General features: G+C 58.6%; 26 protein-coding genes and 2 pseudogenes. 19 read left to right on the top strand and 9 right to left on the bottom strand.

Features of this window, described 5'->3' with window-relative positions; all coding sequences use genetic code 11:
• The 3 genes from ACODTZ_RS17555 to ACODTZ_RS17565 are packed head-to-tail and all read right to left on the bottom strand — an operon-like array spanning position 1 to position 3,116.
• Positions 1 to 1,182, bottom strand: a complete 1,182-nt coding sequence (locus ACODTZ_RS17555; protein ID WP_489026996.1) for an acetate/propionate family kinase — start codon at positions 1,180 to 1,182, stop codon at positions 1 to 3.
• Positions 1,175 to 1,501, bottom strand: coding sequence for a hypothetical protein (locus tag ACODTZ_RS17560; protein ID WP_489026997.1), 327 nt, complete (start codon positions 1,499 to 1,501; stop codon positions 1,175 to 1,177). The genes ACODTZ_RS17555 and ACODTZ_RS17560 overlap by 8 nt, the downstream gene beginning before the upstream one ends.
• On the bottom strand, positions 1,482 to 3,116 hold the full coding sequence (locus tag ACODTZ_RS17565) for an MBL fold metallo-hydrolase (RefSeq protein ID WP_489026998.1): 1,635 nt from the start codon (positions 3,114 to 3,116) through the stop codon (positions 1,482 to 1,484). Before ACODTZ_RS17565 ends, ACODTZ_RS17560 begins: the two co-directional genes overlap by 20 nt.
• Before the next feature lie 247 nt (positions 3,117 to 3,363).
• Between ACODTZ_RS17565 and ACODTZ_RS17570 the strand changes: the two genes are divergently transcribed.
• Both ACODTZ_RS17570 and ACODTZ_RS17575 read left to right on the top strand, forming a co-directional pair.
• Positions 3,364 to 4,665 (top strand): NRAMP family divalent metal transporter, encoded by a 1,302-nt coding sequence (locus ACODTZ_RS17570; RefSeq protein ID WP_489026999.1) that lies wholly within the window; start codon positions 3,364 to 3,366, stop codon positions 4,663 to 4,665.
• 108 nt (positions 4,666 to 4,773) lie between these two features.
• Positions 4,774 to 5,421, top strand: a complete 648-nt coding sequence (locus ACODTZ_RS17575; RefSeq protein ID WP_489027000.1) for a BON domain-containing protein — start codon at positions 4,774 to 4,776, stop codon at positions 5,419 to 5,421.
• A gap of 78 nt (positions 5,422 to 5,499) precedes the next feature.
• Here ACODTZ_RS17575 and ACODTZ_RS17580 read toward each other — a convergent pair whose 3' ends face one another.
• Entirely contained in the window at positions 5,500 to 6,009 is a 510-nt protein-coding gene (locus tag ACODTZ_RS17580; RefSeq protein WP_489027001.1) for an Hsp20/alpha crystallin family protein, read from the bottom strand.
• 205 nt (positions 6,010 to 6,214) lie between these two features.
• Here ACODTZ_RS17580 and ACODTZ_RS17585 point away from each other — a divergent pair, with 205 nt between their 5' ends.
• Complete coding sequence (locus tag ACODTZ_RS17585) at positions 6,215 to 6,658, top strand: hypothetical protein (RefSeq protein WP_489027002.1); 444 nt, start codon at positions 6,215 to 6,217, stop codon at positions 6,656 to 6,658.
• Here the strand turns inward: ACODTZ_RS17585 and ACODTZ_RS17590 are convergent.
• Complete coding sequence (locus tag ACODTZ_RS17590; RefSeq protein ID WP_489027003.1) at positions 6,621 to 7,364, bottom strand: response regulator; 744 nt, start codon at positions 7,362 to 7,364, stop codon at positions 6,621 to 6,623. The genes ACODTZ_RS17585 and ACODTZ_RS17590 overlap by 38 nt on opposite strands.
• 121 nt (positions 7,365 to 7,485) lie before the next feature.
• Between ACODTZ_RS17590 and ACODTZ_RS17595 the strand changes: the two genes are divergently transcribed.
• Positions 7,486 to 8,217 carry a helix-turn-helix domain-containing protein gene (locus ACODTZ_RS17595; protein WP_489027004.1) on the top strand — a complete coding sequence of 244 codons (732 nt, stop codon included), beginning with the start codon at positions 7,486 to 7,488 and terminating at the stop codon, positions 8,215 to 8,217.
• A complete protein-coding gene (locus ACODTZ_RS17600; RefSeq protein ID WP_489027005.1) occupies positions 8,195 to 10,102 on the top strand; it encodes a hybrid sensor histidine kinase/response regulator in 1,908 nt (635 codons plus the stop codon). Before ACODTZ_RS17595 ends, ACODTZ_RS17600 begins: the two co-directional genes overlap by 23 nt.
• A 124-nt stretch (positions 10,103 to 10,226) precedes the next feature.
• On the opposite strand, the gene ACODTZ_RS17605 is transcribed toward ACODTZ_RS17600, so the two are convergent.
• Both ACODTZ_RS17605 and ACODTZ_RS17610 read right to left on the bottom strand, forming a co-directional pair.
• Positions 10,227 to 10,874, bottom strand: coding sequence for a BON domain-containing protein (locus ACODTZ_RS17605; protein ID WP_489027029.1), 648 nt, complete (start codon positions 10,872 to 10,874; stop codon positions 10,227 to 10,229).
• 359 nt (positions 10,875 to 11,233) lie between these two features.
• Entirely contained in the window at positions 11,234 to 11,692 is a 459-nt protein-coding gene (locus ACODTZ_RS17610; protein ID WP_489027006.1) for a pyridoxamine 5'-phosphate oxidase family protein, read from the bottom strand.
• Positions 11,693 to 11,820: 128 nt separating this feature from the next.
• Here ACODTZ_RS17610 and ACODTZ_RS17615 point away from each other — a divergent pair, with 128 nt between their 5' ends.
• Complete coding sequence (locus ACODTZ_RS17615; RefSeq protein ID WP_489027007.1) at positions 11,821 to 12,642, top strand: universal stress protein; 822 nt, start codon at positions 11,821 to 11,823, stop codon at positions 12,640 to 12,642.
• Here the strand turns inward: ACODTZ_RS17615 and ACODTZ_RS17620 are convergent.
• Together ACODTZ_RS17620 and ACODTZ_RS17625 are read right to left on the bottom strand one after the other, a co-directional pair.
• Entirely contained in the window at positions 12,639 to 14,504 is a 1,866-nt protein-coding gene (locus ACODTZ_RS17620; protein WP_489027008.1) for a heavy metal translocating P-type ATPase, read from the bottom strand. The two genes, ACODTZ_RS17615 and ACODTZ_RS17620, sit on opposite strands and share 4 nt — an antisense overlap.
• 26 nt (positions 14,505 to 14,530) lie before the next feature.
• Positions 14,531 to 14,854: a TraR/DksA family transcriptional regulator gene (locus ACODTZ_RS17625; protein ID WP_489027009.1), complete on the bottom strand. Its 324-nt coding sequence runs from the start codon at positions 14,852 to 14,854 to the stop codon at positions 14,531 to 14,533.
• Between the two features lie 186 nt (positions 14,855 to 15,040).
• Here ACODTZ_RS17625 and ACODTZ_RS17630 point away from each other — a divergent pair, with 186 nt between their 5' ends.
• From ACODTZ_RS17630 to ACODTZ_RS17690, 13 genes and pseudogenes are all read left to right on the top strand, one after another.
• The gene (locus tag ACODTZ_RS17630) at positions 15,041 to 15,874 is read left to right on the top strand and encodes a universal stress protein (RefSeq protein WP_489027010.1); all 834 of its coding nucleotides are present in this window, start codon (positions 15,041 to 15,043) and stop codon (positions 15,872 to 15,874) included.
• Between the two features lie 335 nt (positions 15,875 to 16,209).
• A complete protein-coding gene (gene blh / locus ACODTZ_RS17635) occupies positions 16,210 to 17,508 on the top strand; it encodes a bifunctional sulfur transferase/dioxygenase Blh (protein WP_489027011.1) in 1,299 nt (432 codons plus the stop codon).
• On the top strand, positions 17,505 to 17,846 hold the full coding sequence (gene bigR / locus ACODTZ_RS17640; protein ID WP_489027012.1) for a sulfite-sensing transcriptional repressor BigR: 342 nt from the start codon (positions 17,505 to 17,507) through the stop codon (positions 17,844 to 17,846). The genes blh and bigR overlap by 4 nt, the downstream gene beginning before the upstream one ends.
• A complete protein-coding gene (locus tag ACODTZ_RS17645) occupies positions 17,843 to 18,253 on the top strand; it encodes a YeeE/YedE family protein (RefSeq protein ID WP_489027013.1) in 411 nt (136 codons plus the stop codon). Before bigR ends, ACODTZ_RS17645 begins: the two co-directional genes overlap by 4 nt.
• Complete coding sequence (locus tag ACODTZ_RS17650) at positions 18,250 to 18,681, top strand: DUF6691 family protein (protein WP_489027014.1); 432 nt, start codon at positions 18,250 to 18,252, stop codon at positions 18,679 to 18,681. Before ACODTZ_RS17645 ends, ACODTZ_RS17650 begins: the two co-directional genes overlap by 4 nt.
• Positions 18,678 to 19,457 (top strand): sulfite exporter TauE/SafE family protein, encoded by a 780-nt coding sequence (locus ACODTZ_RS17655; protein WP_489027015.1) that lies wholly within the window; start codon positions 18,678 to 18,680, stop codon positions 19,455 to 19,457. The genes ACODTZ_RS17650 and ACODTZ_RS17655 overlap by 4 nt, the downstream gene beginning before the upstream one ends.
• A 61-nt stretch (positions 19,458 to 19,518) precedes the next feature.
• The gene (locus ACODTZ_RS17660) at positions 19,519 to 19,881 is read left to right on the top strand and encodes an ArsR/SmtB family transcription factor (protein WP_489027016.1); all 363 of its coding nucleotides are present in this window, start codon (positions 19,519 to 19,521) and stop codon (positions 19,879 to 19,881) included.
• Positions 19,882 to 19,892: 11 nt separating this feature from the next.
• Positions 19,893 to 20,306 carry an arsenic resistance N-acetyltransferase ArsN2 gene (gene arsN2, locus ACODTZ_RS17665; protein WP_489027030.1) on the top strand — a complete coding sequence of 138 codons (414 nt, stop codon included), beginning with the start codon at positions 19,893 to 19,895 and terminating at the stop codon, positions 20,304 to 20,306.
• A gap of 14 nt (positions 20,307 to 20,320) precedes the next feature.
• Positions 20,321 to 20,848 (top strand): arsenate reductase ArsC, encoded by a 528-nt coding sequence (locus ACODTZ_RS17670; protein WP_489027017.1) that lies wholly within the window; start codon positions 20,321 to 20,323, stop codon positions 20,846 to 20,848.
• 1 nt (position 20,849) lies between these two features.
• A complete protein-coding gene (gene arsB / locus ACODTZ_RS17675) occupies positions 20,850 to 21,908 on the top strand; it encodes an ACR3 family arsenite efflux transporter (protein ID WP_489027018.1) in 1,059 nt (352 codons plus the stop codon).
• Between the two features lie 2 nt (positions 21,909 to 21,910).
• Positions 21,911 to 22,333 (top strand): arsenate reductase (glutaredoxin), encoded by a 423-nt coding sequence (gene arsC / locus ACODTZ_RS17680; RefSeq protein ID WP_489027019.1) that lies wholly within the window; start codon positions 21,911 to 21,913, stop codon positions 22,331 to 22,333.
• Positions 22,290 to 23,035 (top strand): annotated as a pseudogene (gene arsH, locus ACODTZ_RS17685) (arsenical resistance protein ArsH). The gene arsC and the pseudogene arsH overlap by 44 nt, the downstream one beginning before the upstream one ends.
• 211 nt (positions 23,036 to 23,246) lie before the next feature.
• A pseudogene (locus ACODTZ_RS17690) lies at positions 23,247 to 23,458 on the top strand (IS110 family transposase); the annotation flags it as partial.

Genomic DNA, 23,458 nt, shown 5'->3' on the forward strand with positions numbered 1-23,458 from the left:
TCAGCTCCTCATATCCTTATGACGGTTGATCAAGGCGACCATTTCGTCAGCAATCACCTGTTCCTCGTCAGTTGGGATGACGAGCACCGCGACTTCGCTCTCCCTCGCACTGATCACCGTCGCGTTCGCCTTGTTGGCGGCTTCGCTAAGGGCGACCCCAAACAAGCTCAGATGTTGCGTGACGCCTTTGCGGATTTCGGGCTGATGTTCGCCGATACCAGCGGTGAAAACGATTGCGTCTACGCCGCCCAACGAGACGGCCAGCCTGCCAATCTCACCCGCAATCCGGAAACAGAAAAGGTCCAGAGCCTGCCTTGAGGCAGGGTGAAAATCTCCCAGCAAGACGCGCACGTCGCCACTTCTGCCTGAGACACCAAGCAGGCCGCAGCGGTGATAGAGAAAATCTTCCAACTGGTCGGGATCGTGAAAATTGTTGCGAAGAAGGTGGAGGATCACTCCTGGATCGAGAGCTCCCGGCCGCGTCGCCATCGGTATGCCGTCTAGCGCCGAAAAGCCCATGCTACTGTCTATGCTGACGCCATCGACCATGCCGCAAAGACTGGCTCCGCTACCAAGATGAGCGCAGACGACGCGGCCGGCCGCAAGATCCGGGTCAAGCCTTTTCAGGGCGCCCGAGATATATTTGTACGAGAGGCCATGGAACCCATATCGACGGACGCCTGTGTCATGCAGATCTCCAGGAATAGCGAAACGCGAGGCTAGATTGCTCTGCGACGAATGAAACGCAGTGTCGAACGATGCTGTCTGTTGCGTGTCAGGATAGATTTCCTCGAAGGCGTGGATAATTGCGAGAGCCGGAGGAAGATGAATCGGCGCGAGAGCCGTAAGGCCTTCAATCCTGGACAGGATGTCGGGTCGGATGATGGCCGGGCTATCGAACTCCAGCCCACCGTGAACCACGCGATGGCCGACCATTGCCGGAGCGCGCTTCTTCGCCAAAATCAGGTCGACGACCAAAGACACAAGGCGGGCGTCGATCTCAGTGTGCCCTGGCAACGCAACGATGGTTTTATGATCCAGGACCTCGTACGCAAACCGCGGTTCCTCACCAAGGGCCACCAAGCCGCCGCCTACGCGTACTGCCTGGTGGTCTTCCACCTTGAATACCCCAAGCTTGAGGCTGGACGAGCCCGCATTAAAGGTCAGCGCAACGTTATCCATGGTGCGTGGCTCTTGGGACAGACGCGTGCAACGGCTCCACAGCGGCTTTTTCCGCCGCATCGAAGAACTCTCGGGCATATTGATCGACAGCGATCTCGTCTTCCGGCGACAGACCGTATGGCGCGCACTGCTCTTTCATCGTTAAGATTATCTCTTCCTCAAGCCTTGCGATCTCTGCCGCACTTTTGGAAGTGATAAGGCTTTTGAGGCAGGTGATGGCTACCACCTCGAGAACGACAAGCTTACCTTGTATCTCCCCTTGCGTGGGTATCGCGAAGCGTTCGCCCCCGCGCTTGCAGTCACGATCCATGATCAGCATCGGTGTGCCTCCCGTCTTCACCCGCGGTCGGAGCGTTAGTGTCTAAGGCGCGCCGGAGGCTGCGCAGCAAGATGGCGCGGCGCTTTTCATCGGCGATGAATTTCAGGCGGTCCGATAGGTCCAGAACAAAACTCTGATAGTCATTGTTCCAGTCTGGGTGGCCAGGCAATGCAGGCTGAATTCGAGGTCTTGTCGATTTCTCGATTACAATCGCACCCATCCTGGTTAGTTCGTAACCATCGTCAAGCGAAGGGAGTAGGATGCTCGTCCCCGCATGTCGGGAGATCCGGGAGGTCATAGCCTCTCGCGCGGCCGCCTCTCCATGAACGAGGAATATTCCCTTTCGGACGGGCAACCGTTCCGCAACCCACTCATCAAGTTCGCTGGCGTCAGCGTGGCCGCTATATGCGTCAAGCGTCTCCATTCTCGCGGACACCCGGATTTCCTCCCCCTGAATGCGCACATCCTTTGCGCCGTCCTGAAGGATGCGGCCGAGAGTGCCGGCTGCCTGAAAGCCGACAAAGAGGACTGTACAATCTTGGCGCCAGAGCCAGTTTTTTAGGCGGTGTCGGATACGGCCGGCTTCGCACATTCCACTCGCTGCTATGATGATGTGGAAGCCTTTGACGAGATCAAGAGCCTTCGACTGCTCGGGAGTTTCGGTGAAGCGGACGTTGGCTGAATTTAGCGCGCGGAGAAGTGCAGGCCCGTTTGCCAGAGCGCTTATGTGCCTCTTGAAGGCTTCGGTCGCCTTTGAGGCAAGCGGTGAATCGATCATAATCGGGCACCGCGGAATTCCTTTCTCATCCATCAAAGCGACGAGATCAGTCAATACTTCCTGGGTTCGCTCGACTGCGAATGAGGGGATCAAAAGTACGCCGTTGGGTTTGTTGGCTGCTACAACGACGTCCCTGAGCCGATCGCGTCGCCCCTTCATGGCGAAGTCCTCTCGCTCACGGTCGCCATACGTGCTTTCGCAAATCAGATAATCAACGCCACTCGGGCTCTTGGGACCTTGCTCGAAAAGCTTGTTCGTTGAGCCAATATCGCCGGAAAACAGCAAGCTGATTGGCCCCGCAGACCCGACCACCTCGAGTTCGATCGATGCCGACCCCAATAGATGCCCGGCATTCCAATACCGGAATCGGACGCCGCCGGCGGTCTCGCGCCAGTCGTCGTACTGAACGGCTATGAACTGCGGCAGCATGCTCCGAGCGTCGTCGGCCGTGTAAATTGGCTCGACCGGTTCGCGCGCGCGTCTGCGGTTCCGCCTGTTGAGCTGACGAACCTCGGTCTCTTGGATATGTCCTGAATCCTGCAGCATAATCTCACAGAGATCGATCGTCGCCGCGGTCGCAAAGACTGGACCGCTAAAGCCCGCCTTGGATAGCTTCGGGAGCAATCCAGAGTGATCAATGTGTGCATGCGTGAGCAGCACTGCGTCGATCTTTTCGACATCAAACGGGAAAGGGTTGTAGTTCAATTCCTTTTCGGATTTCGATCCCTGGAACATCCCACAGTCGATCAATATTCGAGCGGCATCCGTCGTCAGCAGGAAGCACGATCCGGTAACGGAACCCGCGGCGCCGTGAAAGTGAAGGGTCGGATTGGCCATGACAACTCCTCTGTCTATCCATGACCCTAGCGCGGAGCTTCGGACAACGCCTTGATCCCGGTCAAAGACATGCGAGCGCTTCACGTGACCTTATGTGTCGCGCAATCAACGACGTCTTCGCAGCGAGCTCATCTCAGAAAATCAATGTGTCGAAGCAGCGATACTAAAGCGTAATCGCTGGGCGAAGGAAGATAACGCGTGTTGACCAAGACAAAACAAACCCAGGCGTAGTGCGAGGGACCCGACGATGACCGATGCCGCGAAACAGACAGTCCGGGCTCCGAGCTGGCGGCGTATGCTCGGTCGCTTCAGCGAGCATCCGCTCGCACGCGTCGGACCGGGTTTAATCACCGGGGTTGCCGACGACGACCCGAGCGGCATTGCCACCTATTCTCAGGCCGGCGCGCAGTTCGGCCTCAATATGCTCTGGGCCATGCCTGCAAGCTTCCCATTGATGGCTGTTGTTCAGGCGCCCTGCGCTCGCATTGGACGAGTGACCGGCAAGGGTCTTTCTGCCAACATCAAGGAGGCATTTCCAGCGCCGGTTTTGGTCGGCGTCGTTACCGCTCTCGTGGTCGCCAATACGCTCAACATCGCCGCGGATGTCGCCGCCATGGGAGAGGTAGCCGAGCTAGTGACAGGTGTCGATCGGCATTTAATGACCACTTTATTCGTAATTGGAACGCTGATGCTTCAGGTTTTCGTTCCATACTATCGATATGTTGGATTTCTGAAATGGCTGACGATCTCACTCCTCGCCTACGCTGCGGTGTTGTTCACGGTTCACGTCGATTGGATCGAGGTTGTCAAAAGAACGTTCTGGCCGCACATCACATTCAATTCCGCCTACGCGGCGGTGGTTGTTGGCGTGTTCGGAACCACGATCAGTCCCTATCTCTTCTTGCAGGCTTCGGAGGAGGTCGAGGATATGGAAGGTCGCGGCCCCCTCCTTGGGTACTCCGGTTCCGCTCCTTCGGACCTCCGACGGATTGGCTGGGATACCTGGAGCGGCATGCTTTACTCCAATTTGACGGCTTTCTTTATTATCCTGGCGACTGCGACCACACTATACCCTGCGGGCATCAACCGGATCGAAACGGCGGCACAGGCCGCCAGTGCTCTTCGGCCGCTTGCTGGGCATTTTGCATCTCTAATTTTCGCACTCGGCATTCTCGGCGTCGGTATGATCGGTGTCCCCGTTCTCGCCGGTTCCGTGGGATATGCGGTTGCTGAAGCGTTTGGCTGGCGTTTCGGTCTTGAAAGAAAAGCGCGGGACGCCAGCGGCCTCTATACGGTGATCGCAGTCAGCGTCCTGTTGGGATTAGGTACACAATACTCCCCGATATCGCCGATGACGGCTTTATTCTGGAGCGCGATATTGAACGGCGTGCTTGCGGTACCGCTTATGGCAGTGATCCTGATCGTGGCGCGGCGTTCCGAGACGATGGGCAGGTATCGCATCAGTGCGGCCTACGCCTTTGTCGGCTGGATCGCGGTCTTGATCATGAGCGTCGCGGCGCTCCTGATGTTGCTGCCCCCGAGCGCATGACTAGCCGACGCTCGAACAGCAATTGATCGAGCGCAATGCCGATGGGATGCGACGGGCGCACCCTCAGATGCCGTGGCGCGATGGGCCGCGGAAACCAAGGAGGAAGATATGAACGACCATTCCATTCAACAGGATATACTTGAGGCGCTTGCGTTCGAGCCGAGCATCGACGCCGCCCATATAGGAGTTGCGGTCGACACAGGCATTGCGACACTTGCGGGGCACGTCGCTACCTACGCTGAAAAACTAACCGCAGAAGATGTAGCTGCGCGGGTTAAAGGGGTTCGTGCGTTCGCCTCGGAGATCGAGGTCCGATTTGTGGATCAGAAGCAGCATGCGGACGACCAAATCGCCTCGCGGGCGATCGACATCATCGCCTGGAATACCGCGCTTCCAGAGGGCGTGGTGCACGTGAAGGTGCAGAACGGCTGGGTGACCTTGTCTGGGGAAGTGCGTTGGCAGTTCCAGAGGACGGCCGCCGAACGTGCCGTCAGGAAGCTCGGCGGCCTAGTCGGCGTCATAAATCTGCTGACGATCCGACCGTGCCCAACGGTGCCGGACGTCCGCCGTCGGATCGAGGACGCACTTAAACGGAGTGCCGAAGTCGATGCTGGCGGCATCTCGGTGAAGGTTCAAGACGACAAGGTCGTTCTCGAAGGCGGCGTGCGCGCCTGGCACGAACGCAGCGTCGCCGAAAGGACGGCCTGGTCTGTTCCAGGCGTCGCCACCGTCGAGAACCACATCTCCATCAGCTAAAAATGAGGGAGGGGTCACCCCCTCCCTCTCTCCGCTCTCACCGTACGCCACCCATTCGGCGCAGCGGAGTGTTGACCGTCAAGTCACTTTGACGGCGATCTTTTTGTCGTTTTTCTGCCGTTCGGGCGTCTTTGGCAGTGTTATCTTGAGAATACCTTTGGAGAAATTCGCCTCGATTTTCTCGCTGTCCACGCCGCGCGGCAATTCCAGGCTTCTGTGGAACGACCCGTAGCGCCGTTCGGAAAGGTGATAATCCTTTTCCCGCTCTTCCTTGGTCTCGTTCTTCTCACCCTTGATGGTAAGCACACCGTCGGCGAGCGTGACGTCAAGATCCTTGGCATCAACACCCGGAAGTTCCGCCGACAACTCAAAGGCTTTTTCGGATTCTGCGAGATCGACGGCGAGCATACCACGCGAGAACGCGGCAGGCATCCTGCTGAAGGCCCGGTCGAAGATCGACGGACTGCCAAAGTCGTTGAACACGCGGTCGATCTCGGACCGGAGGCTGTCCAAGGGCCACCAGCGGTCAACTGCCGCGGCCGGCCTCGCCTCTGTCTTTGGGGATAGTTTCGTTGCAGATTCTGCCATTGTCATTCTCCTTCTCTCAAGAATTCCGTCGTTCAAAGGCGGTGACGTTCACATAGAACAGCCGATTGCGTTCTCGGTCTTTGATCGCCGTCAATCGCCCTGGCTTTTGTGATTTGAGCGTCCTCGGAACGCGGATTGACCTGGAACAAAGCCCCGACCGTCGAACCATGCGAACATTTCCTCCTAGTCGAGGAGGAACGCCGCAATGACAACGGGATATTGCGTCCGTCTGTTTCACGCGGACGATGCGTTAGTCACCTTCGGTCTGATCCAGGCGGCGGCCCCGCGCTTTGCTGCCGATGATTGGGCGCGGCTGGTGGCTAATGCCGATCGGTGGACGCTCGTCTCGTTGAAGGATTCTGCCGGTTATGTGCGCGGGCTTGCCGCTTACCGGATCGGGGCGCATCCGATCGCCGGTCGATTGATGGATATTCCCCTCTTCATAGCAGCAAGCGTGATCGACGACATGACCATCACAGACCTGCTTTTCACCGCACTGAGAAGAAGATCTTCCGGATGCGCTTTCATGCGGATCTGGGCCCGGTTTCCAAGCGATTTCGCGGAGATGGAAAACGACGAGAGATTTCGTCGGTGGGATCATGGTCTGATGGTCAGGGTCGACCACAAACCGTCTCCAGCCTTGCTGTGAAGAGATAGCCTACGCCGCGGACTGACTTGATCAGGCGGGGGTTCGCCGGATCCGCCTCGATTTTGCGACGGAGCCGGACGATCAGCGCGTCGATCGTACGATCGAAGCTGTCTCGACTGCGCTTGTGCGTCAAATCCATCAGCATGTCACGCGTCATGACGCGCCCTGCATGTGTGGCGAACACGTGCAACATATCAAACTCCCCTGTCGATAGCGCCACTTCGTTACCGGCAGGGTCAGTGACGGTCCTTCGTTGCACATCAAGCTGCCAGCCTGCAAAGCGCAAAATCTCGACTTCCGCGGGTGCTAGTTCTTCGGAAACGGTCCGTCTGCGCAGGACTGTTCGCACACGAGCGAGCACCTCGCGAAGATGGAACGGCTTGCCAATATAATCATCGGCGCCGACCTCCAGACCGACAACACGGTCCATGACCTCGTCGCGTCCGGACAGCATTATGATCGGAACGTCTGACTCCGCACGGATTCTCCTTGCAAGCTGAATTCCATCAGTATCGCCCGGCAAGACAAGGTCTAGCAGGATAGCATCGAACCTCGCGGCCTTCATTTTGGCGTTCATCTGCGCGCTGCTGCCCGCGACGTCGACGTCGAACCCCTCCTCGCCAAGGTACTGCGCAAGCATCCTCTGGACGCGAGGATCGTCGTCCACGACAAGTATGCGAGTCCGCCTGGTCGTCTCACCCGTCATCCCAGCATTCTTCGGTTGTTACAGACTGTCACATGATCGCATCAATTATTACGCCTCTCGCATTCCGGTGTCACCAAGCGATGCTCAACTCGTCCCCAGACAACGGCGGAGGGACTGTCATATGCAAGTGGTGTCAAACATCCATTCACTCGAACAGCCACGCATAAATGCAGCAATCGACTTCGCGCCGCTCTTTCTGAGACAACCTATCGAGACCGCGCAAACGGGTGCCTCGATTTTCTTCGAAGGCGATGCTGCTCGCCATGTGTTTCGCATCGTGACCGGAAACGTCCGCATCTGCCGGTTTCTTCCCGATGGCCGCAGGCTCATTAACGGTTTCCTTGGTGCCGGCGATCTGGTCGGCTTGTCTTTTAGCAACCGTTACATGTTTTCAGGCGAGGCCATCGACGAAGTGGCATTCACGCGAATAAACAAGCGCACACTCGAGGAAGAACTGCAACTGGTGCCGGATTTCCGACTACAGCTACTGTCGCATCTCCGCGACGAAATATCGGCCGCGCAGGACCACATGCTTCTTCTGTCGCATAAGAACGCCGAGCAGCGCCTTTGCACTTTTCTGTTGCACCGGCTGGAGCGGCACGGCGGCCGGGACGGCCGAATGCTCAATTTGCCGATGGTCCGCGCCGATATCGCCGATTATCTGGGCATGACGATCGAGACCGTGTCGAGGACCTTAACCAAGCTCGTTGCCAAAGGCGTTCTCTTGCCAGTGGAGAAGCATCAGTTCAAGGTTGCAAGCCGGGTGGCGCTGGCTCGCAGCGCCGATGAGGAGCCGAACGCTTTCGAGGACGAAGAGGCAGGAGCACGTTATGCTGGAACACGCTGCCAATGAGACTGACCTCGAAAGGATTATTCGCATGTTCGACGGCGCTAATCTGATCATCCACGGTTACGACGGCGTGATCCAGCGTTGGACTTCGGGTTGCGAGCGGCTCTACGGTTGGTCTGCGGCGGAGGCCCTCGGCAACGTCGTCCACGATCTTCTGGACACGCAGTTCCCGATGGACCTGGAGGAGCTTCGCAGTGAAGTGCGAAAAAATGGGTTCTGGACCGGACAAGTGGACCACAGGCGTAGTGATGGCGTCAGGCTGGCGATCGTGTCCCGGTGGACGGGTCTCGACCCTGGTGATCCGCAAACGCTAATCGTCCAGTCCAACAACGATGTCACCTTCATGCGGCAGGTTGAGGATGAGTTGCGTGAGCGACAGGCACACCTTCAGTCGATCTTGGCTACCGTGCCCGATGCGATGATCGTAATCGACGATAAAGGTCGCATCGCCTCTTTCAGCGCCGCGGCAGAAAAGCTGTTCGGCTATAGCGACCACGAGGCTGTCGGGCAAAATGTCTCGATACTAATGCCTACCCCGGACAGGGAGGCGCATGACGGATACCTGAATTCATACCTTCGGACTGGACGCCGACGGATCATCGGCTACGGGCGGGTGGTCGTCGGCCTCAAAAAGGACCGGTCTACATTTCCAATGGAACTGTCCGTCGGCGAGGCCGTCGCTGGTGACAAGCGCATTTTCACGGGTTTCGTCAGGGACCTGACCAGCCGTCATCGTATCGAAGCTGAGTTGCGGCAGGCGCAGAAGATGGAAGCGGTCGGGCAGTTGACCGGAGGGCTAGCACATGACTTCAACAATTTGCTGGCTGTCATCAGCGGTAATCTCGAGATGCTTGAAACCCGCCTATCTGAACCGGGGCAGTTGTCCCTTTTGCGGGAAGCGCAATCGGCGTCCGACGATGGCGCTAGATTGACCTCACAGCTTCTAGCGTTTGGAAGACGTCAGGCTCTTGCACCGACCGTGCTCGACGTCGGCGCATTGCTCGGAGAGTTTTCCGACCTCGTCCAGCGAACGCTCGGCGACTCCGTAGAATTGAGGACAATTGTTCCGGGCCGCCGTTTGAGTGCCCTTGCCGACAAGGCGCAACTCCAGAGCGCACTTCTCAACCTCTCTATAAATGCCAGGGACGCGATGCCGAACGGTGGTCGCCTGACAGTGGAGGTATCCGGTGTCGAGATCGACTCGGACTACGCTGGAATGTACCCGGCCATCCGGGCCGGTCGATACGTTCTGATATCCGTTACAGACACGGGCACCGGCATGTCTTCAGAGGTGATGGAACGGGCTTTCGAACCGTTTTTTACGACCAAGCCGACAGGTTCGGGAACCGGACTCGGACTGAGTATGGTCTACGGATTTGCGAAGCAATCGGCCGGACATCTGCAGCTTTACAGCGAACCTGGCAAAGGCACGACCGTGCGCCTCTTTCTCCCACACGCAGACGCTGAAAAGGACCCAAATCCGGAGATTGACGAGGACGCCGAGACCATGCCCCCAGGTGGCACCGAGACCATTTTGGTAGTTGAGGACGACGCCAGGGTTCGCAGGGTGACGGTCAGCCGTTTACAGGCGCTTGGTTACAATGTCATCGAAGCCGCGAACGGGTACGACGCGTTCAAGGTAATGGAGGAAGGACATACCGTGGCGCTATTGTTCTCCGACGTTGCTATGCCGGGTATGAACGGTGATGAACTCGCGCGCAAGGTTCGACAGCGTTGGCCGAGGGTAAAGATTCTCCTCACGTCGGGTTTCTCGGAGCCATACGCTGCCGAAAGAGAGATCGAAGCCGGCGCGGAATGGTTGAAGAAGCCCTATACGGCATCGGAAATGTCGCTGCGGCTTCGGCTGTTGCTCGATAAGCACGAATGATACCTGGGTGCGCCGGGCTTGCACGCGCCTATGTCGGAAAGGATAAGACCCACTTCCTTCATAGTCTCGCCACCTTCACCTGGGGAAGGGCAGCGTTGCCACCTTTCCCCAAAGCGATCTGGTTTCAGCCAACTGTTAGCCGGTCATCGAGGGTGGCGATGCCCGGCGCCGACCAAGCTGCGCGCTCGGCAGCCTGCCGCTCGGACCAAGTCCTGACCTTGCCCGAAAGCGTGACTTTCCTATCTTTCACGTCGATCTTGATCGCATCGGCTTCCAACGCCGCATCGCGTTGAAACGCATTCTCGATCCGCTTTTTGATATCGATGGCGGTGATACGAGGTTTAAGCTCGACGAGGTTGGAAACACCGACAACGCCGGCCAGGTCGCGTACCGCATCATAGGCCGCGTTTTTCTGATATTGCCATTCGACTTCGCCGCGCAGCGTCACCCAACCCTTGAGAACGCGCACTTGCACTGAATCCTTCGGCACGGAGACATTCCAGTCGAGCATCTTCACAGCACGGCGTGCGATATCGTCGTCGTCAGTCTCCTTGGCTCCGAAAATTCGCACCTCAATCTCGGCTGCAATGCCGCGGACGCCTTTGACGCGCCGGACCACCCTTTCCGCAGCTTCCTTTTCCGCGTACGTGCGCACATGTCCGGTCAAAGTGACGATCCCATTGTCTGTGGCGACGCCGATATCAGCCGCATCGATGCTCGGTTCGAATTCGAGTTCATCGATAATCGTTTGTCTGAGATATAAGTCGTTCATAACAACCTCCTTCAGGTTAGCGACACGATGATCGTGCCAGCGCAGCAGAATTCCGTCGTTGATCTTCATCAAACAGGAGAGCACCCCCTGGATTTCAGCAGACAGTAAATTGTCTTCTCGGCTGCTGCTGGGTTTGCATGTCGGCGGCCACGAAAAGGCGGTTGCCGTCCCTCACGACCAGCGCGAGTAGTGCGGGCGATCTGGAAGGACAGCTTGAACTGAAAAGGCAGCTTGATGGAGTTCGAAAAAGTGATCTACGTCAACCACTCCATGCCTGGCGACGACACCGTCGATCGTGTGACCGGTGAAGCGGTGCTCAAGAGCGGAGTTGCGCGACGCGTTGGCTTAATCCGCGATCGTCATTCCGTTTTGACCGCGCTGCGTCCCGACACGGCCGTTACGACAATGCCGTAGAACACATGAGGAGAACAATCGGACAATGGAAGCTCGTGAGGCTTCATCGAGCCTATTTCCCACCAGTCCGAATGCTTTTGGAGGAGAGACCATGCGTGCAGCCTCTCGCCTCGTCGCTCGTCGGTGTCAGGAAACTCCTCGAACCTACCTTCGACGACGACACTCGTCCACCCGCCGGCGCTCGAACGCTGCTCAATGTGAAGGCAGACTTTGTCGTTTTCCCGCATCCAGTCGAGCTTCTTCCCGGGCATGGTGAAGCTGTAGGCGATGCCGCCCGAGAAAGCGAAATAGATCGCCGCCACGTAGGGTTGGCCATCCTTGCAGCATGCGAGATGACCAAAGCGCTCACTCTCAAGAATGCGGTAGCACTCACCGGGGTTGATCTCCGTCAGCTTGATCGTCATGGCCGTGCCCTCCGAGTTTGAGATGGCAGGATCATAAGACTTTTGTTGCGAGCCGGCTTTGATGAAGCGCAATGCGAACTCTCAACGCTGCATGCATCATGAGGACCGTTCAACTCCAGGAGGCCAGAATGAAGCCGCAGTTCCATCTCCCATTATCGACCTATCCCGATCCAAGCTCCTTCACCATAGCTGACAACGCAGTGGATCTGGCTTTGCAGTGTAACGCCGATCTGTTGGCAAGCATCCCGCAGGTTAAGATATCGAGTGTTCGTCAATCGTTCCCAACAGCCGTCGATGTGGATCTTCTTAGGGCGCAAGCCGAGCGCTACAGTCACGACTGCGGGAAATCGCTTCGGGATCACATTGGTGAGGTTGCCCTCAAAGCGGGCGTCGCATTGAACGTTCATGACTTCAGAGCATTGGAGCCATTCGTCTGTGACGCCTTTGCCCAGATCGCTCGAACGCAGGATCTCTCAATCTTGGAAGCGTGCGATGTCACACGTTCTCGGTCGGAAGCGCTTCTGTTCGACAGCGGGCGACCGATCATACTATGCCCCACCTCACGTGTATGTGGACGTGTCGATAACATTGCCATTGCGTGGGATGGCAGTGTCACTGCAGCGCGCGCGATAGCAGGCGCCCGTCTGTTTTTCGACCGCGCGAGCACTGTGCAGGTCATCACGGTTACCGACGATAAAGAGATCGATGAGAAAACCCGTGCGTTGTTCTTATCAACCCTGGCTCGCACCGGGCTCAAGGTCGACGATATTGCAATTCGTGCCGGTGAGCAGTCCGCGGCACTCGCCATTCAGTCCGCGGCACTCGAGCGCAATGCCGATTTACTTGTGGCCGGCGGCTTTGGTCATTCCAGGCTTCGAGAGTTCATTCTTGGCGGCGTAACCAGAGAACTTCTCGGCGGCTGTGATTTACCCGTCCTGATGGCGCATTAGGTTAGAGCACGCAGCGCATTCATGATGACGGCCACATCGATCACCTCTTGTAGCAAGGCGCCGGCTACCGGCGGGAGAAGGCCGACAGCGGCAAATCCCATCGCAACAATCGAAAGGCCGATACCAACATAGACGCTCTGCAAGGCTATGCTACGCGACCGACGGGCGATCCTGATTGCCAAAGAGACCTTGGACAGATCGTCCCTGATGAGAACCACGTCAGCTGCCTCCGCCGCTGCGGCGAGATTCGTCACACCGACCGCCAAGCCCACGTCGGCCGCTGCTAGCGCCGGCGCATCATTCACACCATCTCCCAGCATAAGTACCGCTCCGCCGCGTCGCTCGTTTTCGATGACATCTACCTTGTCCGCTGGTGTGAGCTCGGCTTTGACGTCATCCATACTCAACGAGCGCGCAACAGCGCTTGCCGCCGGCAAAGCGTCCCCCGATGCAAGGACCAAACGCGAGAAGCCCAATTCCCGCAACTGCGCAAACAATGTCATGGCGTCTGGTCGCAGAGTGTCCTGAAAAGCAATCGTTCCTGCGTACACCCCGTTGAATGAAACGTTGGCAATCATCGCATTCTTCATGTTTTGCACGCTCGCCGGCGCGTTACCCTCGAAATATCCTGCCTTTCCGACGCTAACGCGTAAACCCTCCACAGTCCCAGAGATCCCTGCGCCCGCGTTCTCCGTCACTTCGGACGGAGTCGTCAGCAGCATCCCGCGCCGTCGGGCCTCATCGACAAGCGCTCGGCCCGCCACGTGACCCGATACCTGGTCCAACGAAGCGGCGAGACGAAGTATCCTTTCCTCTGTTTCTGGACCATGGATCGCGCTGACCCTGGGCTTTCCGGTCGTCAGGGTTCCGGTCTTGTCGAAGACGGCGACAGAAACCTGAGCGAGGGCCTCCAGCGGCCCTGCTCCTTTTACAAGAACGCCCAATTTGGCGGCATTGGACGTTCCAGCCGCCAAGGCGACCGGCACGGCAAGGATCAGTGGACATGGAGTTGCGACCACCAGGACTGCGACGACGCGTGACAGATCACCGGAGACTATTGCAGCCATCGCTGCGATCGCGACAGTGACGAGAAGAAACCAGATCGAAAAGCGATCGGCTAGGCGCATGAGCTTTGCCTTGGATTGTTTCGAGGCCCCAACCAGTCGGACAATCCCGGCATAGGTGCTATCTTCGGCGCGATTGACAACACGTATTTCGATCACGTCTCCGACGTTTGTTCCGCCGCTCGCAACGGTCGCACCTTCCGCCAGTGTTATCGGAAACGGCTCTCCTGTCAGAACCGCCTGGTCGATGGAAGCGGTCGACGAAATCAGCACGCCGTCAGCTGGCACCAGATCGCCTTTTCTGATCAGTAGCCTGTCGCCCACGGCAACGACGCCAACCTCGACCTCCTCGACGCTGCTCCCCGAAAACCGGAGCGTCGTGCGCGGGACCTGCGCGAGTAACGCCGACATCCCCGCGTCGGCTCGTCGATGCGCATATGCTTCGAGAAACTGCCCGCCTGAGTACATAAGGCCAACGATCGCGCCGGCCAGATACTCTCCGAACCACAGCGACGATGTCATCGCAAGGGCAGCAATCAAGTCGAGCCCAAAGTCTCCCTGTCTGACCTTGCCGACGACTTCTGCACAAAGAAATGCAAGAACGACACTAATGACGGCGACCAAAGCTGCGACATACGCGGTAGAGAGCCCTGCGGTGTAAAAGATCAGGGCGGCCGTGATGAATGTCGCCGATAGCAACGCGAGCAAGGCCGCCCGTGGCAACAGGCGCAACAAGCGAAACACCATGTTGCCACCGGCCGCATGCCTCGCGGTATTGGCATTCGTTGCGACAAACATTGAAATTCACGCGATTAGCGTGCCCATCATTCGTTGGATCGTGCGCAATCGGCACAGAGCGGAGCATATGGAATTGCTGAAAGCCGGCGTTCGTCGATACGTGCATGGCATCGAACACAGTCACCATAGGTTCCATGCGCAAGCCGGTCGAGGGCTGCATTTATGGCGCCGAGTTGCGCAGCTCCTTCTTGTCCCATTGCGGCAAGGACTTCATCGTTTTCGACCTGGATGGACCGCTCGTCGCTGTCTTTATCGAGGGGTGTGGATAGGTCGTCGCCAATCGCTTCAAGCCGACGAACGAGATCTCGCTTCAACGTCTCCAGCTGAGACCTCACTTTAAATGCATCCATTGGGATCTCCTCCTGATCGCGCTTAACGAGGATAACTCTGCCACGCATGGAAGGTCGGAGCTTTGATCTCGCTCAATCTCAGAATTTCGCAAACCCAGCCCACCCGATGATGGGTGGTTGACGCAGATCAAGGACAGCTGTGCGAACAACCCTATCATGTGACCATCAGATCAGGAGGTGGCCGACATGTCTATTTGCACGACGTTGAGTGTCCTGAATTCCAGGAGCTACAAGGAAGATCTTCAAGCCGCGATCGAGTTTGCCCGCGACGCTGGTGCTCATCTCAGCGCCGTGGTCATCTGCATGGGCGCTGCTCCGATGGATGGCTCCTATGGGGCAACCTCCATCACGTGGCTCGACGTCCAACAACGCGAAATCGACGAACTGTCTGAAAGGACAAACGAGGTTCGAGAGATTCTCTCGCGAAGTGAGTTGTCATACGAGGTTCAGGAAATCTACACCGAGTTTGCCTGGGCGCAGGAAGACATAGCAGAGCGGGCTTTGTATGCCGACGTCGTTCTCATCGGCCGTCAAGCGGCGAGCGACGAGGATCTCAGGAAGCGGATCATCGGCGGAGCACTTTTTCATTCGCCGACGCCCGTCCTCATAAATCGGGGCTCCAAAACTCTTCGGTCGACGATGAAGGCGGTGCTATTGGCATGGGACTCGAGTGATGAGGCATCGCGCGCCGCGCGCCAGGGACTCGATTTTCTGAAGGCGGCGGAATGCGTCTACGTCACGATGGTCGACCCGGTATCCAGTGAACGGATAAATGGTGAAGACCCCGGAGCAGATATTGGAGGATTCCTCGCCCGCCACGGTGTCAATGTCCAGGTGGACCGGCTGGCCAGCGGCGGCAGAAGGTCCGATGAGGTCATCCTGCAGCACGCAATCGACGTTAATGCGGATCTGATCGTCATGGGCGCGTACAATCATCCACGCTGGCAGCAGACCCTGTTCGGCGGTGTCACACGCAATATGATCGAGGATGGCAGAACGCCGATATTCCTATCGCGGTAGCCCCGCGCATTAATCTCGTCACGCCCCCAAACCATAAAGGTTTCGACGCATGTTGAAGGTGTGAACCAGAGTAAATGCGAGCCGCCCGTCGGAAACAAGGAAGACCGCGGGCCCGGCGCCTGATGGTGCGCAATCTGACGGAATTAGTTTGGTTCTCGAAGGAGTAACCCGCTTCATCATTGGAGTGTCGTTCCCAAACTTACAGCGCCAGACCCGCGGCATACATCGAGCTACGCCCCCTCATCTTCTGCGACATTCTGGTCATCGTGCACACTTGAAGCCATTCATTATACATTATAGTATAATATATAATGTATTTAACCACGGAACCAGTCATGTCTGTCATCAAGATTTCCGAGAAGCTCTCCGTCTCGCCGCAGCCGACCATCGACGACATCAGGTCACTGCGTGAACAGAGATTTGCGACACTTATCAACAACCGTCCCGACGACGAAGACGCCGCCCAGCCTGGCACGGTCCTCGAAAGCCAGGAGGCCGAGCGTTGCGGCCTGTCCTACGCTTATGTCCCCGTCACGCTCGGTACGATTACCGAAGCCGACGTCCGGGCCTTTCAAAAGGCAGTCGATGCGTCCGAAGGCCCGGTGTTCGCTCATTGCAAGTCGGGCACGAGGTCCCTCAGCCTCCATCTAATCGGTGAGGCTCTCGACGGCCGGATGATTGCCGAAGATGTCGTTGAGTTCGGGCGCGCCCATGGCTTCGACACCAGCACCGCCGCCGCCTGGCTCAAGCAACATGCCGCGCGTCGTCCCCGTGTGAAGGGCTTCTTCGACGAGCGCACCTGGAGCGTCCAATATGTCGTTTCCGATCCATCGACGGGCAACTGCGCGATCGTCGACCCGGTTCTCGACTTCGACGAGAAGGCAGGATCTACTGCGACCATTAATGCTGACGCGATCCTTGACTTTGTTCGCGATGAAGGCCTGACCGTCGAGTGGATCCTCGACACACATCCGCATGCCGACCATTTCTCCGCGGCTCAGTATCTAAAGGAGAAGACGGGCGCCAGAACCGCGATCGGTGAACGCGTCGTCGATGTCCAAACGCTGTGGAAAGGCATCTACAACTGGCCTGAGCTGGCCACCGACGGCTCGCAATGGGACCAACTCTTCGCACACGGCGAGACATTCAAGGTCGGCTCCATCGACGCCAAGGTTATATTCTCGCCAGGACATACGCTGGCCTCGATCACCTACGTGATCGGTGACGCAGCTTTCGTGCACGACTCCATGTTCATGCCCGACAGCGGCACGGCGCGCGCCGACTTCCCCGGCGGCGACGCCCGAATCCTTTGGAAGTCGATCCAGGATATTCTTGCCCTCCCGGACGACACCCGCATCTTCACCGGGCACGACTACCAGCCGAACGGTCGTGCTCCGCGCTGGGAAAGTACTGTAGCCGAGCAAAAGAAGGCCAACGAGCATCTCGCCGGCGTGACCGAAGAGCAATTCGTGGCGCTCCGCACGAAGCGTGACAAGACGCTGCCGATGCCGAAGCTCATTCTGCATGCCCTGCAGGTGAACATCCGGGGCGGACGCCTTCCTGAGCCGGAGGCCAATGGAAAGCGCTACCTGAAGTTTCCACTCGACGCTCTGCAGGGAGCAGCCTGGGAATGAGGACAGTTTCCAAACCTGAAGCGGACAAAGGTCTCTCCCCCGAAGAGATGGCCGGCCGGGCTGGAGAGGTTGCCAATCTCCTGAAGACGTTGTCGCACCAGGCGCGTCTGATGATCGTGTGCACGCTCGTCGACGGTGAGTTCTCCGTCAGCGAGTTCGAAGAAAAGCTCGATATCCATCAGCCGCATCTTTCCCAGCATCTGACGGTGCTGCGAAACGCCGGGATTGTCGAAACACGACGCGAGGGAAAGCAAATCTTCTACCGCCTGAAGGAGGTGAAGGCGGCTCAGCTCGTCGGCGCCCTCTATGACATCTTCTGTGTAAAGGAAGAGACATGAGCACTTATCTCCAGTCTCTGGCCGGCGGCATGCTTATCGGCGCCTCCGCCGCGATGCTGCTGCTTCTGAACGGGCGGATCGCCGGCATCAGCGGTATCGTCGGGCGCTTGACCCAGGGCGTCGGCCTCACGACCAACCTTGCCTTCGTACTCGGCCTGCTGCTCGGCCCGCTGGCCTATCTGCTGACATTCGGTAAATGGCCGACGCTCGAGATTACCGCGACATTGCCGCTGATCATCGTCGCCGGCCTGCTTGTCGGTTTCGGTTCACGGATGGGATCGGGCTGCACCAGCGGACACGGCGTGCTTGGGCTTGCCCGACTTTCGCCGAGATCAATGGTGGCGGTCGCTATATTCCTGTCGGCCGGCGTGGTCGCGGTCACCGCTCTACGAGCTCTGGGATTATGAGCAGGAACATCTATCAGTTTGGCGCGGCCCTCTTGTCCGGCATCGTCTTCGGTTTCGGCCTGTCACTTTCAGGCATGCTCAATCCGGTTCGAGTCCAGGGCTTCCTCGACATCTTCGGTGACTGGGATCCAAGTCTTGCCTTCGTCCTCGGCGGCGCCGTCGCCGTCGCCTTCATCGGCGTGCAGATGATGACGAGGATTCGCCATCCCGCCTTCGACGACGGCTTTCATGTGCCGACGAACCGGAAGATCGACGGGCCGCTGGTTATCGGCTCTGCCCTGTTCGGCCTGGGCTGGGGGATCGGCGGCTTCTGTCCCGGCCCGGCGGTCGCTTCCCTATCGGTCGGCATTCCCCAGACCGTGCTGTTCGTCGTCGCCATGCTGGTTGGCATGACACTTTACGACCGGGTCTGGAGCAGAAGGACATGAGCGCTTCCGTACTTGCAGCCGTTGGGTCCGGCGCGATCGTCGGCTTCATGCTCGGCCTTCTCGGCGGCGGGGGCTCGATCCTGGCGACCCCGCTCCTCCTCTATGTCGTCGGCGTCTCACAGCCTCATATCGCGATCGGAACCGGCGCGCTGGCAGTCTCAGTGAACGCCTTTGCCAGTTTCGCGAGCCACGCCATTAAAGGCCATGTATCGTGGCGCTGCGCAGCTGTCTTCTCCGCGCTCGGCGTGCTCGGCGCATTTGCCGGCTCCAGCCTCGGCAAAGCGATGGACGGAGACCGGCTGATCTTCCTAATCGGCGTTCTGATGGTCATGGTCGGCGCCATGATGCTCAAGCCGAGGAAGCCGACGTCCGTCGAAAACCGGCCGATCGATCTTAGAATGTGTCTTGTCACCGCAGCGGTGGCTTTGACCGCCGGCACGGCGTCAGGCTTCTTCGGGATCGGCGGGGGCTTCCTGATCGTCCCGGGTCTAATGCTTGCGACCGGCATGCCGATGATCAACGCGATCGGCACCTCGCTCCTTTCCGTCGGCACCTTCGGGCTTGCGACTGCGCTAAACTATGCGGCGTCCGGGTTGGTGGACTGGTGGCTCGCCGTCGAGTTCATCGGTGGAGGCATCGCAGGCGGCGTCTGCGGCATGATGCTCGCGACGCGGTTGAGCGCCTATAAGAGCATAGTCAACCGTCTTTTCGCGGCGCTGATCTTCATCGTCGCGGGCTACACTTTCTACCGGAGTTTGGGGGCTGTAACTGCTTGAGTGCCGAGAAAAACCCGACTGGATAGCTTGACCAACGCCATATATCCATTATTCTGGATACATGGACTCAAAGAACGCTATTGCTGCGCTGGCCGCCCTCGCACAGACGACAAGGCTCGAAACCTTCCGACTGCTTGTTAAATCCGAGCCGGCGGGCATCCCTGCTGGTGAACTTGCACGCATAATGGACGTGCCGCAGAACACGATGTCTGCACATCTTGCGACCCTGTCGCGAGCTGGAATTGTGAAGAGCGAGAGACAGGGCCGTTCCATTATCTACCGGGCAGATCTCGAAGGCTTTCGCGCCCTCACTCTGTTCCTCCTTAAGGACTGCTGCGGCGGGAACGCCGAGCTTTGCGCGCCACTGATTGCCGATCTGACATTATGCTGCACGCAGGAAGGACCGGGGACATGCGTTAACTAAGGCTGCGGCAGATTACGTCCGAAACCGACCTCAGTACGGCGCTGGCTGCCGCTGGACTTCCGGCTGACGACCTCCACGATCCGGGACGGCAGTATTTCGAGTGCCGTGATCCTGACGGCGTACTGATCGGCTACTCGGGGCTGGAAGAATGCGGGCCAGACGTCCTTCTCAGATCCATGGTGATCATGCCGGAATTCAGAATGCGCGGATATGGGCGCAACCTTGTCTTGGCGATGATTGCGCGGGCGCCATCGGAAGCAGGGATCCATCTCGCGACGACAACCGCCTCGACGTTCTTCAAGGCGCTAGGATTCGAAACCCTGACGCGCGACAACGTGCCGGAACGAATTCTTTCCGCCCGACAGCTATCCGGCCTCTGCCCGGCGTCCGCGACGATCATGAAACTCAACCGGCCACCGACCTAAAACGGACGAAGACCATGACCGACAAGATGTACAACGTGCTGTTCCTCTGCACGGGCAATTCCGCACGCTCCGTCCTCGCCAAATCCATCTTGAACAAGGACGGCGGCGGACGCTTCAAGGCATTCTCGGCGGGCAGCCAGCCGAAGGGCGAAGTAAACCCGGATGCGCTCCGGGAACTGGAGGTCCTGGGCTATCCGTCGACGGGCTTCTCGTCGAAAAGCTGGGAAGTCTTCGCCGAGGCGGGCGCTCCCGAGATGAAATTTATCTTCACTGTCTGCGACAGCGCGGCGGGCGAGGCCTGCCCCGTTTGGATCGGCCATTCCATGACAGCGCACTGGGGCGTCGAAGATCCCGCAGCGGTCGTCGGCACGGAGATCGAGATCCAGCGCGCCTTCGCGCAGGCGGCCCGCTTCCTGAAGAACCGTATCATAGCCTTCGTCAACCTGCCGCTGGGCTCCATCGACCGCCTTGCACTGGAACAGCATGTACGGCAGATCGGCTCGTTCGAAGGTGCTTTCGTCAAATTCGCAAAGGCCGACTGATATGTCCACCTTCGAACGCTATCTGACCATCTGGGTCTTCCTCTGCATCGTCGTCGGCATCGCGCTTGGCCATGTGATGCCTGGCGTCTTCCACGGCATCGGTACCGCCGAGGTCGCCAAGGTGAACATTCCGGTCGCCGTGCTAATCTGGCTGATGGTCATCCCCATGCTGCTGAAGATCGACTTCGGCTCGCTGGCGAAGGTCGGCGGATACTGGCGCGGCATCGCCGTGACGCTCTTCGTGAATTGGGCGGTGAAACCATTCTCGATGGCGCTCCTCGGCTGGCTGTTTATAGGCTGGCTCTTCCGGCCTCTGCTACCCGCAGACCAGATCGATTCCTATATCGCGGGCTTGATCATCCTGGCGGCCGCACCATGCACAGCGATGGTCTTCGTCTGGTCCAATCTCACCAAGGGAGAGCCGCATTTCACGCTGTCGCAGGTCGCGCTCAACGATACGATCATGATCGTCGCATTCGCCCCCATTGTAGGCCTGCTCCTGGGCCTCTCGGCGATCACTGTCCCATGGGACACGCTAACGATCTCGGTGGTCCTCTACATCCTGATCCCGGTCGCAATCTCCCAGATCGTCCGCAGGCGCCTGACTGCGGACGGCACGACACGATCCCTCGAGACGCTGCTGACGAGACTACAGCCGCTGTCGCTCGTCGCGCTGCTCGCCACCCTCGTCCTTCTGTTCGGCTTCCAGGGCGAGCAGATCATCGCTCAGCCGGTCGTCATCGGCCTCCTCGCCGTTCCGATCTTGATCCAGGTCTACTTCAACTCCGGGCTTGCATATTTGCTCAACCGACTGTCGGGCGAGAAGCACCGCGTCGCCGGGCCGTCGGCGCTGATCGGTGCCAGCAACTTCTTCGAGCTGGCCGTGGCCGCGGCGATCAGCCTGTTCGGCTTCCAGTCGGGCGCGGCGCTGGCGACGGTTGTCGGCGTGCTCATCGAAGTTCCGGTCATGCTGTCCGTCGTCTGGATCGTGAACCGTTCCAAGCGCTGGTACGAGGCCGCGCCCGCGGTCTCACGAAACGCCGTTACCGAAAGGAACTGACCATGGACGTCACCATCTACCACAACCCCGCCTGCGGCACGTCGCGCAACACGCTCGAGTTGATCCGCAACGCTGGCATTGAGCCGGACGTCATCGAGTACCTCAAGACGCCGCCATCGCGGGCCGAGTTGGTGAAGATGATTGCCGATGCAGGCCTGACGGTGCACGAAGCGATCCGAGAGAACGGAACGCCCTACGAGGAACTCGGGCTTGGCGATCCCGCGCTCACCGACGACCAGTTGCTCGACGCGATGGCCAAGGATCCGATCTTGATCAACCGTCCGTTCGTCATCACGCCACTGGGCACCCGGTTGAGCCGTCCGTCCGAGGCCGTTCTCGATATCTTGCCGGACACCCACAAAGGCGCCTTCTCCAAGGAAGATGGCGAGAAGGTGCTCGACGAGAAGGGAAAGCGCATTGTCTGAACCATTCCCAGCCCTAGAAGAGCAGCATCTGCGCCACCCCGACCTTGATGCGCTCCGTCCGCAGTTCTCCGTTCATAAGCCGCGCATCCTTATTCTCTATGGATCACTGCGTGAGGTCTCTTACAGCAGGTTCCTGGCCCATGAGGCGCGACGCCTTCTTGAAACCTTGGGATGCGAGGTCCGGGTCTTCGATCCCAAGGGTCTCCCCCTGCCCGATGAAGCACCTGCCAGCCATCCCAAGGTTCAGGAACTTCGGGAACTGTCCGAGTGGTCCGAGGGCAGATATGGGTCAGCCCCGAGCGCCATGGAGCGATGACTGGCGTCATCAAGTCACAGATCGACTGGATCCCGCTTTCGGTTGGCTCGGTGCGACCGACGCAGGGCAAGACGTTGGCCGTTATGCAGGTCTCGGGCGGCTCGCAGTCGTTCAACGCCGTCGGCCAGCTCCGCATCCTCGGCCGCTGGATGCGGATGATCACGATCCCCAACCAGTCTTCGGTGGCCAAGGCATATCAGGAGTTCGACGCGGAAGGTCGGATGAAGCCGTCGTCCTACTACGACCGCGTTGTCGACGTATGCGAGGAATTGGTGAAGATCACTCTGCTGACCCGCGACACCTCGTCTTACCTGAGTGACCGCTACAGCGAACGGAAGGAAAACGCCGCCAAGCTCGAACAGCGGGTGCAATTGAAGTCGATCTGACCTCAGCCTACGCCGACGAAGCTCCGTTTTGTCACCGTAGCCGCCGACGAAGGCGGCCATGCGCGACCATCGCGCCTTCCAGCGTCATCCGCACCCGGATAGCGGCTTCGCGATCGAGGCCGCCTTGTCTTGATGATGGAGTGGACGGCCCCTGAACGGCATCGAAATGTGCCAGAATGAGCTGTTGAGATCTCAATCGAAGGGGCCGCCCATGGACAAGATTATTCGTATTGGCATGGATACGTCAAAGCATGTCTTCCAGCTGCACGGCGTGAACGGTGAAGAAAAGCCGGTCTTGCGTAAGAAAATGCGACGCAAGGAGATGATCGACTTCTTCACGACCTGCCCGCCAACTTCGGTCGCGATCGAGGCCTGTGGTGGTTCCCATCATTGGGCGCGGCTACTGACCTCATTTGGACATGA

This window comes from Rhizobium sp. FG113 (assembly GCF_057809895.1).